The 10,520-nt window shown below is 66.2% G+C and carries 10 protein-coding genes and 1 pseudogene; 4 read left to right on the plus strand and 7 right to left on the minus strand.

Annotated elements, in window-relative coordinates; all coding sequences use genetic code 11:
- Together QZY07_RS12890 and QZY07_RS12895 are read right to left on the minus strand one after the other, a co-directional pair.
- On the minus strand, positions 1 to 831 hold the full coding sequence (locus tag QZY07_RS12890) for a ferritin-like domain-containing protein (protein WP_295403246.1): 831 nt from the start codon (positions 829 to 831) through the stop codon (positions 1 to 3).
- On the minus strand, positions 828 to 2,090 hold the full coding sequence (locus tag QZY07_RS12895) for a DUF4147 domain-containing protein (RefSeq protein WP_295403249.1): 1,263 nt from the start codon (positions 2,088 to 2,090) through the stop codon (positions 828 to 830). The genes QZY07_RS12890 and QZY07_RS12895 overlap by 4 nt, the downstream gene beginning before the upstream one ends.
- A gap of 284 nt (positions 2,091 to 2,374) precedes the next feature.
- Between QZY07_RS12895 and QZY07_RS12900 the strand changes: the two genes are divergently transcribed.
- Positions 2,375 to 2,611, plus strand: a complete 237-nt coding sequence (locus tag QZY07_RS12900; protein ID WP_295403252.1) for a hypothetical protein — start codon at positions 2,375 to 2,377, stop codon at positions 2,609 to 2,611.
- Between the two features lie 43 nt (positions 2,612 to 2,654).
- On the opposite strand, the gene QZY07_RS12905 is transcribed toward QZY07_RS12900, so the two are convergent.
- On the minus strand, positions 2,655 to 3,644 hold the full coding sequence (locus QZY07_RS12905) for a serine/threonine protein kinase (protein WP_295403257.1): 990 nt from the start codon (positions 3,642 to 3,644) through the stop codon (positions 2,655 to 2,657).
- Between the two features lie 129 nt (positions 3,645 to 3,773).
- Between QZY07_RS12905 and QZY07_RS12910 the strand changes: the two genes are divergently transcribed.
- From QZY07_RS12910 to QZY07_RS12920, 3 genes are all read left to right on the plus strand, one after another.
- Entirely contained in the window at positions 3,774 to 4,751 is a 978-nt protein-coding gene (locus QZY07_RS12910) for a hypothetical protein (RefSeq protein ID WP_295403260.1), read from the plus strand.
- Between the two features lie 130 nt (positions 4,752 to 4,881).
- Positions 4,882 to 5,418, plus strand: a complete 537-nt coding sequence (locus QZY07_RS12915) for a hypothetical protein (RefSeq protein WP_295403263.1) — start codon at positions 4,882 to 4,884, stop codon at positions 5,416 to 5,418.
- Positions 5,399 to 7,048: an AAA family ATPase gene (locus tag QZY07_RS12920; protein WP_295403266.1), complete on the plus strand. Its 1,650-nt coding sequence runs from the start codon at positions 5,399 to 5,401 to the stop codon at positions 7,046 to 7,048. Before QZY07_RS12915 ends, QZY07_RS12920 begins: the two co-directional genes overlap by 20 nt.
- A gap of 164 nt (positions 7,049 to 7,212) precedes the next feature.
- Here QZY07_RS12920 and QZY07_RS12925 read toward each other — a convergent pair whose 3' ends face one another.
- The 4 genes and pseudogenes from QZY07_RS12925 to QZY07_RS12940 form a co-directional block, all read right to left on the minus strand.
- Positions 7,213 to 8,241, minus strand: a complete 1,029-nt coding sequence (locus QZY07_RS12925) for a hypothetical protein (protein ID WP_295403267.1) — start codon at positions 8,239 to 8,241, stop codon at positions 7,213 to 7,215.
- Between the two features lie 85 nt (positions 8,242 to 8,326).
- Positions 8,327 to 9,040: a hypothetical protein gene (locus tag QZY07_RS12930; protein ID WP_295403270.1), complete on the minus strand. Its 714-nt coding sequence runs from the start codon at positions 9,038 to 9,040 to the stop codon at positions 8,327 to 8,329.
- Positions 9,041 to 9,295: 255 nt separating this feature from the next.
- A complete protein-coding gene (gene cbiB, locus QZY07_RS12935; RefSeq protein ID WP_295403273.1) occupies positions 9,296 to 10,252 on the minus strand; it encodes an adenosylcobinamide-phosphate synthase CbiB in 957 nt (318 codons plus the stop codon).
- Positions 10,243 to 10,520, minus strand: a pseudogene (locus QZY07_RS12940) (hypothetical protein); the annotation flags it as partial. The pseudogene QZY07_RS12940 and the gene cbiB, both read right to left, overlap by 10 nt.

The raw sequence follows: 10,520 nt of genomic DNA on the forward strand, positions 1-10,520 counted from the left end.
CTAGCGGTCGCCGAGCGCCTGGAGCCGTTCGAGTTCGTCCGCGTCGAAACCGGCGCGGCGACGAGCGTCCAGGTTGAGCGGACCGCGGATGTCGCCAGTCATGTAGGTGTCCAGCAGCGCGAAATAGGTCGGCGCGGGCGCAAGCTGGCGCTGATCGCAGAGCGACCGAAACCAGCGCGACCCCGCCGCGACATGGTCCACTTCCTCGCTCAGAATGACTCCGAGCCGGGCGGCCGTCTCGTCATCGTCCACCCCCTGAAACCGCAGGATCATCCCCGGCGTCACATCCAGGCCGCGCGCCTCCAGCACCCGCGGCACCAGCGCCATGCGAATCAGCGGGTCATGCGCGGTGCGTTGCGCCATCTCCCACAGCCCGTCATGCGCGGGAAAATCGCCGTAGTCATAGCCCAGATCCCGAAGTCGCTCGCGCATCAGGCCGAAGTGTTCGGCCTCCTCGGCGGCGATCCGCACCCAATCGTCCAGGAACGCGCGTGGCATGGTCCGAAACCGCTGAACGGCATCCCAGGCTAGATTAATGGCATTGAACTCGATATGGACGACGGCATGGATCATGGCCGCGCGACCGTCCCGGCTGGTCAGCTTGCGGGCTTTCAACTGGCGGGGCGGGACCAGTTCCAGCCGGGCGGGTCGACCCGGAAGATCGGCGACGGGGCCGGCGCGCGTGGCATCCGCGTCCAGCCGACCGGCCAGCCAGTCCGCCGCGACCTGCCGCGTCAGGGCCTGTTTGCGCGTGGGATCGGATTCGCCAAGACAGCGCGCGGCGCTATCGAAGACATTGCCGACAAGAAGTTCGGTCGTTTGCTCGCTCACAGTTTCAGTCCCAGGATCAGGTCCATCACATTGGTGCCGGTCGGCCCGGTGTCGATCAAATCGCCACTCGCCTCCAGCAGACTCCCCGAATCGGCGCGGTTCAGACAGTCCAGCGCATCGATGCCCGCCAGTCTGGCGCGATCAAGAGTTCCGCCGTCGACCAGCGCGCCGGCATCGTCCGTGGGTCCGTCGGTTCCATCGGTCCCGACGCTGAGGAGCAGACAATCGTCTCGGCCGGACATCTCGACTGCCGCCGCTAGGGCCAGATGTTGGTTGCGTCCACCACGTCCAGGCGATTCCGGCAGACGCACGGTCGTTTCTCCGCCCCAAATCTGCAGACCCGGGGCGCTGTCGATCAGGGTACGGGCTAGCGTTCGCCCGCATTGGGCGGCATCGCCTTGGATGAAGGTCGCATGCAACCGCGCGGGCAAACCCTCCCGCCTGGCGGCTTCCAGCGCCGCGTTCTTGGCGGACGCCAGGGTTGCAACCAGTTCCATGGCGGGGCTCAAGCCGGGCGTTGTCGCGGGAACTGGCTTGTCTGCATTGGTCCGTTCAGCCAATCCACGTCGGACCCAGTCTGCCAGCCATTCCGGAAGTTCCAGGTGCCCCGCGCGCCGCGCCAGATCCGGCTCGGGCGTCAACAGACCCGAGCCGATGACGCCGGGACGGTCGCCAGGCACATCGGAAATTGCCAGTTGTCGGACGGGTCGGTCGGCAAGGTATCCCAGCAACCCGCCCGCCTTGATCCGCGAGACCGATTTGCGGACCAGATTCATCGCCTCGATCGGTAGTCCGCTGCCGAGCAGCCAGCGATTCAGACGTTGCAGATCCGCGAGGTCGAACCCCGGCACCGGGACGTCGACCAGACTCGACGCACCGCCCGAGAGCAGAAAGAGCAGGGTGGCGTCGGTCGGCGCCTCCCGGAGCGCGGCGAGCAGTCGCGCGCCCGCGTCCAGGCTGGCGGCGGTGGGGACTGGATGGCCGCCGACCAGGGACTCGATCCCGAGGCGCGCGAGCCGGGATGGGTTCAGGTGTCCGGATTTAGTGATCAGCAAGCCGCCAGCACTGGCCACGCCCAGGCTGTCGCAGGCGCCCAGCGCCATCGACTCCGCCGCCTTGCCAATGGCGCAGAGCCAGACCGGTCCGGCGATCGGTCGGGCGGCCAGCGCGCGACGCACCGCCGCGCGGCCAGCGACCGATTGGAGCGCCGCCGCCAGGATCCTCGCGAGCCGTTGGCGTGACTCGATTCGGTCAGTCATGCGACCTTGCCCGCTTCTCGTCGGGCATCTTTATTTGTGGAGATTGATCCATTTCAATGCGCTGTCGGTCGGGAAGCGGGCTAAGCTAAAAGGGCGTCCAGCGCGCTTTGCGTCGTTTTAAGCGATCGGCCAGGTTGGTACGAACACCCGGCCATCGGAGCAGACGCGGTTTAGGTGTCAGCGGGCAGGCGGAGCCTGACTGTCCTTGCCGCGTGCCACATCCATGTCAGTCTAGGGATAGCGTCAACGGGTTCCATCCCAGAATCCAAAGAGAGTGATCCAGCATGAACCTCTGCCCCAAGTGCAATCCCCCGGCCTGGACCTTCGCCGTCATTTTCATCCTCACCAGTGTCATCGCCTTCGTCACCTGGCTGATGCTCGGTCTGTCCATGACCGCTCCCCTGCCGCGCGCCGGCATCACGAGCGTCGTCTTCCTCGCCGTTGGCGCCACGCTCGTTCACTATGTCATGAGTTGCGTCAAGCGGCACTGTCGGCATGGCGAACAGTCGGCGCGCGCGTAACCGCCCGGATCCGCCGGCGCGCCGCAAGAGCCGCCGGAACATCTTAAGCCGACCAGAGCGGGCCTTCTTCCATGGCAGCGATCTGTTCGCGCAGTTGCAGGATATGGTTCTGCCAATAATGTTGGTTGCCGAACCAGGTGAAGGCAGCCGGAAAGGCCGGATCCTCCCAGCGGCGGGCGAGCCAGGCGGCGTGGTGAATGATGCGCAGGGTGCGCAGCGCCTCGATCAGATGCAGCTCGCGCGGGTCGAAGTCCTGAAAGTCCTCGTAACCGGCCAGAACGTCGGCAAGCTGGCGGCTCATCTCGCCGCGCTCGCCCGAAAGCAGCATCCACAGATCCTGCACCGCCGGTCCCATGCGGGCGTCGTCGAAGTCGACGAAGTGCGGCCCGGCGTCGGTCCAGAGCAGATTGCCGAGATGGCAGTCGCCGTGCAGCCGGAGGTATTGCACCGAACCGGCACGGTCATAGCAGTCCCGCACACCCTGGAGCGCCTGCTCGACCACGCTGGCATAGGCGGGCAGCAGGTCGCTCGGAATCCAGTCGTTGGCCAGCAGGAACGCGCGCGGTTCGGTGCCGAAGCTGTCGATGTCGAGGGTCGGGCGATGCGCGAAGGGCGCGACGGCCCCGATGGCATGGATGCGTCCGATGAAACGCCCGATCCATTCCAGCACCGCCGCGTCCTCCAGCTCCGGCGTGCGTCCGCCCCGGCGCGGGGTCAGCGAGAAGCGATGGCCACCGAAGGGATGCAGGGTGCGACCATCGATAATCGATGGCGGGACGGCCGGAATCTCGTGTTCGGCCAGCGTCAGGGTGAAGGCATGCTCCTCCAGGATGGCCGCGTCGCTCCAGCGTCCCGGCCGGTAGAACTTGGCGATGACCGGCGTGGATTCGTCGAGACCGACCTGATAGACCCGGTTTTCATAGCTGTTCAGCGCCAGCAGACGCCCATCGGTCAGGAGTCCGAGACTCTCCACCGCATCGAGCACGAGATCCGGGGTGAGATTGGCGTAGGGGGTTGGATTGGGTGTGGTCATGACCGGATTCTATACCTCGCTCCCGTGGTTTGTCCGACCCGCGCGGCCGTTGCAAATTGCGCCGCGACCGGCGGGCGGGCATGATGCATCAGGTTTTCCGGCGGCCCCATCAGCGAGGCAACGACTCCCATGCATGGTTTTTCACGCTCATTCCACATCCTGCTGATCTTGCTCCTCGTGCTGCCAGGAGGCGTGGCAACGCCCGTCTCCGCCGCGCCCCTGCGTTTCTTCGCCACTGGCGACGCGCCCTATGCGCCGGCCGAACTGTCGCAGTTACAAGGGCTGTTCGCGGCCGCGGTTGCCCAGCGGCGGACTCCGTTTCTGGTCCATATTGGCGACATCAAGAGCGGTAGCGAGCCCTGCACCGATGCCCGTCTCCAGGACATCGCCGAGCTGTTCCGCGCCCAGCCCGTCCCGGTGGTCTACACGCCGGGCGACAATGAATGGACCGATTGTCATCGCGCAAAGGCCGGGGGGTTCGATCCGCTCGAACGGCTGGCACGGCTGCGCGACATCTTTTTCGACGATCCCGGGGTGCTGCGGCTCGCGGCACTTGACATCAGCCCGCCAGCCCGGCGCGATGGCGTCGCGACCTACCCGGAACTCTATTCCTTCCTGCGCGAGCAGGTGCTGTTCGTCGCGCTGCATGTGGTCGGCAGCGACAATGGCGATCGCGAGGACGACCCGGCCGCGATGGCCGAGTTCGAGCGACGCGATCAGGCCAACCGCGACGCGCTGCGCCGCGCGACCCGTCTGGCCAACGCGCGGGGCGCGCGGGCGATGGTGCTGCTGTTCCATGCCGATCCGCTGTTTCACAAGACCCGTTCGCCGCGCGGCTTTGCCGCGACAAGACGCGCGTTGGTGCAACTGATGGCGGATTATGCGGGGCCAGTCCTGCTGATTCATGGCGACTCGCACAGTTTCAAGCATGACCGGCCACTGATCGATCCCGGCACTGGCCAGCCCTTTGCGCGTTTCGTCCGGGCCGAGGTACCGGGCTCGCCCGTCGTCGGCGGCATCTGGGTCAGCGTCGACCCGGATGCGGCCGAGCCCTTCGCGATCGAGGAGGTGTATCCGATGTCGCTGGATGGTCTGGGAGAGTCGTAATTTTGCGCATGCGGAAAACGCGATTTTTTACCATGTGTCAACCTGTGGATTCACGCTGGCGCGCTGCTGTCGAGACAGACGGCGATCGCCATCTGGCTGCCATCGACGCTCGGATCGCGCGCCCATCGCGATGAACATTCCCTCCGTCATCCTGTCCGTCCTGCTGGGAGTCACGCTCGTGGCGTTGTTCCTGGGATGGCGCCACTGGCGAGCGCCGCGCGTCCGCGCGCGGGCATTGACGCCGCGCTTGTCAAACAATCCGCAATCTCAGGCCCTGCGGTCAGCCGCGTCCGCCCACGCTCCTCACGACCCGCTCGCGATGGAACCGGGCGTCTGGCGACCGCCCCCGCGTCAGCAACTGATGCGCCGCCAGACCGCCCTGCTGCACGCGGTGGCCGAACCGCCGACCGACCGCTTGAGGGTTTCGAGCGCGCGGCGGCTCGCTGGCGATCCACGGCAGCGCCGCCAGGCCGGCAGCGCGGCCCGGATGATCGAGGACAGCCCTCTGGCGCCAACCGAACCCTCGGCCATGGATCAGGAACTCGCGCGACCCATTGACGGGACGAACCGGGCGCGTCTCGGGCGCCAACGCCAGGGTCTGGAAAGTCTCATTACCGACATTCCCTCCGCCAACGAGGGACACCGTCATGAACCGGACGCGCACTGATCCGCGGCTCGCCTCGCCGGAGGTCGTCGCCATCGCCAGCCAACCAGGGGGCGTTGGCAAGAGCACCACGGCGCTCAATCTAGCCATCGCACTGGTTGCCGCGGGCCGTACCGTTTTGCTGATGGATCTGGACCCCCATGGACAGACCGGCTTGACCCTGATGTCCGGCGTCCAGTCCAACGGCACGGAACGCCTGCTGCGCGAGGCGAATTTGACCCGCGAGATGATGACCGCCACCGAAATTCCGGATCTCTTTCTGGTGCCGGCCAGTCCCGGTCTGAGCGGTCTCGACAGCGAGCTGAGCCTGCTCGGCGACAGTCGGACCCGGCTGCATCAGGCGCTCGCGACCTTGCCCGCGCTGCCGTTCCATTTCGATTTCATCGTGATCGACTGCCCACCGTCCGTGGGACTGCTCACCCTGAATGCCCTGGCCGCCGCGCACCGGATCCTGGTGCCCGTGCCCTGCGAATCCGGCGTCCTCGAAGGTCTCCCCACCCTGCTCAAGACCATCGGTCGTCTGCGCGCCGGTCTCCAGCAGCCGCTGCTCGGCGTGCATCTGCTGCTCGTCCGGCACACCCCGAGCGCCTCCGCTCAGGCGCTGGCCAGCACCTTGCGTCAGGAGTATGGGCACCTCATGCTGCTGACCGAGATCCCGCTCGACGATGCGGTCAGGGATGCCGGCGAGCGCGGCCTGCCATTATTGGCACACTGTCTGCCATGCGCTGCCAGCCAAGCCTATCTGGAACTGGCCGCGGAATGGCTGTGGGTGCACGCGGAACGCCAGCAACCGGCGCATCGCTGGTCTTTCCGGACGCGCCGGGCGCGCCTGAGCCGTGATCGCGACAAGATGAATAAACGCATCCATGCCTGGCTCATGGATCCTTCCTCGCTGCTCTATGACGAGACCTGGGAGGCCAGGCGCCAGCAAAGGGTACCGGGGTTCGACGAACGCTTCCGCACCCAACCGCCGACGCGACGGGCGCGCGCGCTAACGCCGCTCCTGCTGCTTCTAGCCCTGTCGTTCGGGCTCTTGTTGCACCTCCGGTTGCCGGAGCCGCCCTGGTGGAAGGGGTTTAACGGACTCCTGCCCGCTGCCGAACGCCTGTTGCCGACGCATGTGCAATCCAGCACGGAAAGCAGGATGCCGACCAATCCGGAGCCGGTCGACACACCGGATAAACCGGAGCTGTTGGATGCATCGGACAAACCGGCTCTGGCATACACACCAGATGCCTGGGCATCGCTGCTCATGGGGGATGACACCGAAGACGCGGCGATGACGAACAGCGTGGAGAACCTCATGCCCGATCCGCCTGAACGGAAGACGGGGCCACTGGAGATTCAGGTCCCGCCTCTCCCCGATGACCGCTGGTCGGTGCAGGTGCTGGCCGGACGTTCGCTGGATCGCGTTCGGGAAGACAGCCAGGTCTTCATGCGCAAGCACGCCGTGATGCTCGATCGCCTGCGGCTCGTGATCAGTCAATCGCGTTTTGGCGACGCGCGCGACGACTTCTATCGGCTGCGCGTTATCGGCTGGGACAGCCAGCGCGCGGCCGCGGACTGGTGCAAACGCTTGCGCAACCGCGGTCAAGAGTGTCTGGTGATCCGCGTGGATGAGGACGCCGGCTGACGCGGATGTTGCGCGGCATCCCTGTAGGGGCGAATTCATTCGCCGCGTCGGTGGCGTAGATGCGGGAGGCAGGGCCTGCATCCCGCTCAAGGGATGGAGATGCCATTGATCTCCATGCTCATCCCACGCAACGAGAATGGATGACACGCCCTAAGAAAGACCGCTCATGACGGTGGCACTCTGGGCACGTCCGGCAGGTCGGATGTCCATTGCGCCCATGCCTGTGTCACGAGTTCCGCGACGGCGTCCCGCGCTTCCAGCCAGCGTGCGACGCGCTCGCGCCAATGCCGATACGCGGGATCCTCAACCTCCGCCACGGCATCCAGCGCCGCCCGCCAGGCTCCCTGACTGGCCTGCGTCAGCGCCGCGTCCGCCTGGTCGCGCAAGGTCTCCAGGGTCTGTATGCGCGCGGCATAGTCCGCGGGGCTCACCCGTCCAAATTGCGCCAACTGTGTCCATTCGCCGCGCTGCCGGGTCAAATCCGCGTTCAGACGGGTCAGCTCCGCGCGCAGGGCGACCGGCTCGGCGGTGTCCCGCGCGGCGAGCGGCTCCAGGAAGGCCAGTTGCGCCGGGTCCGGCCAGATTCGGTGGAGCGCGACCAGTTCGGTCGCGAAGGGCTGACCCTCGGCGAGTTTTCTCGACAGAGTCTCAAGCATCACAAAGGCCACCATGGCGCGACGCTGACGTTCGTTGTCGAGGATCCGCCGCGTTCCCTCCGCCGCCGGATTGGCGCTGGCGCTGTCCAGTGTCCGCCACCAGGTCTGGGCCTCCTGTTCCAGGCGCGAGAGGCGATGCTGCCCTTCCTGGCTCGACAGCCACAACCCGCTTGCCGCACCCGTCAACGCCAATAAGGACAAACCGAGAGGCCAGAGGATGCGCCGCGAGCGCCAGAGCGGGGGCGGTGCGAGGACTGGCAAAGCCAGCGGCGCCGACGTATCCGCGATGCAGGGTTGCGGCGGGAGCGGGGCGGCCGCGAGCGCGCTGGCTTCCAGCTCGACCATCAAGGTCAAGAGGCGCCGGTAATCCACGGCAACCAGACGCGCGAGACGCGGATCCCGCCGCAACAGCAGGCACCAGCGTTGTTCCGGCTCGAGTTTGAGCAACTCGCTCAGGAGTTCCGCGCTGGCGGCTTCCACGGCGACCTGGCCGGTTGCAATATGGGCATCGAGGTGAGCAAGCCAGCGTGCATTCATCGACAGCCACAGCCGTGTTCATGATGTCGGGCGAGTGGCGCTCGCCCGCTGGGGTCTTCGGATTGCAGGCCGCGGCAATCCGCGTTCATTTCGGAGGAAGCGGGACCAGCGACGCGAAGCTCTGATGCAACTGCTTGATCCAGGAAGCATAATCGCCGACCGCGCGCTTGGCGGCAAGGATCCCCAGTCCGGTCTGTTGCGCCACCGTGGCGGCATTCATCTGCAGGATCCGCCAAGGTGGCAGCTTCAGACGCTCGAAATCGGTCCAGGCCTCGCTCAGGCAGGGCTCCATGCCGACGACGATCAGTCCGTCGGCCCGCATCGCCGCGATGCGATGAAATTCCGGGGTGGCCTCATAGGCATTAAAATGTCCGGCGATCCGGTTGAGCACCAGAATCCGCCGGCTGTCTGGAAAAGCCTTGGCGGCGGACTCCAGCACCTCGATGCCCGCGGTGACCGCCAATGGGTCGGCGGTGATGGGGACATAGATATCCATGCTCACCCCGCTCTCGCTCAAGAGCTCGCCCAGTTCGGACTTGACGGCCCATTCGAGGATATGGCGATCCATGTTGGCCCCGAGATCGACGCCCGTATCCCGCTCCAGAATCTCGGCCGCCAGTTGATCCCAGTAGCTGTAGGCGAGCGAAGGATCGGCTCGCAACGCCTTGATGTCCGCGCCAATGCGCAGCGAGAGGACGTTATCGTGGCCCGCGAACTCGGCCAGCTTGGCCTTGTCGTCGATATCGATGAGACGCAGTGGGCGGCCCATCGCATCGTAGAGGCAGGATAAGACCATCATGAGCACCGATTTGCCGACGCCCCCCTTGCCATTCATGATCCAAACGGTGTGTATCGACATAATCGGCGGGAATCACTCATTCAACGATCAGAAGTTTGAAGTGGTGGCTTGAGCGACGCGGATGGCCACCGCTTGCCGCAACGGAAAACGCCGGCCAGAAACGACTGGAACCGCTTACCCAGCGATGCTGGCTCGATTCTCTATGAGAGCGACATCTCCGGTCAACCTCCCGGGACGCCCGCGCGATCCAGGCGGCTATCGCCACACCAGCGCGCCCAGGCTCATGCCGACCCCCACCGCAAGCAGACAGCAGACCAGCATCAGGCGCAGTGCCTGGCGCAGATGTGCGCCATCGAGATCCGCCGGCCAGTCGGGATCGCCCATGTATTGCTCGGTGACCAACCGCCCGCCATAGCGGATGGGACCGATCAGACGCACCCGCAGCGCGCCGGCACAGGCGGCCTCGCTCCAGCCTGAATTGGGGCTCGGGAGCATGGCGTGATCGGTCCAGGCGGCACGAAAGGCGAGTCGGGGATGTAGATTGAGAACTGCCGCCGCCGTGGCGATCAAGGGGACCGACAGCCGCGCCGGCAGCCAGTGGATCAGGTCATCCGAGCGTGCCCCGGCCCAACCGAAACGTCCGTAGCGTTCGTTCCGATAGCCGACCATGGAATCCAGACTCGACACCGCCTTGACCAGGATCAGCCCTGGCAGACCGCACAGACACAAGGCCCAGAGCGGCGTCAGCACGCCATCGGTCAGGTTCTCCGACAGACTCTCGATGGTGGCGCGCACGATGCCGTCGCGTGGCAGATGCGCGGTATCGCGTCCGACCAGCAGGCTCAAACGCTGGCGCGCGGTCGGCAGGTCGTCGAGTGCATCAAGCACCCGCTGGCCGTGCCACAGCAGATCGCGCATGCACAGCAGACTGTAGGCGACGAAGAGATCCCAGGCCGGCACCAGCCAGGGATGCAGCAGCCCGAGTCCCAACCGCGCCCCCCACCAGGCCGCGAGCGCGCCGCCAACGACCAGCAGCCAGTGCAACATGCCGCCGAGCCGTCCATTCCACCCGAGGGCGAAGAACGCGCGCTCCCACAGCAGGCTCCAGGCGCCGATGACCCGGATCGGATGCAGTCGATACACCGGATCGCCGAAGAGCGCATCGAGCAGACAGGCGGCCAGGACCAACGCGAGGTGTCCGGTCAGATCCATTTGCGTGCAAATCCCTTCACGACCGCCAGCGCCGCCAGTGCGCCGGGGTTCAGCTCCTGGCGCGGTTGCAGAAGTGCGCGGAAGTCCGCGAAGCGCTCGGGGTCGACGGCCACCGTCGCGGCCAGCAGGGCTGCCTGATTGAGAATGGACTCGCGGGCGGCCTCGGCATGCAGCACGCCGGCTCGCGTCAGGTCGAGGATCTCGGCCAGACCGTAGGCCGCGGCGGCGCTCTGCGGATCATGGACGATGGCGAGCCGGTTGCGCGCGA

Source organism: uncultured Thiocystis sp. (genome assembly GCF_903866365.1).
GTDB lineage: Bacteria > Pseudomonadota > Gammaproteobacteria > Chromatiales > Chromatiaceae > Chromatium.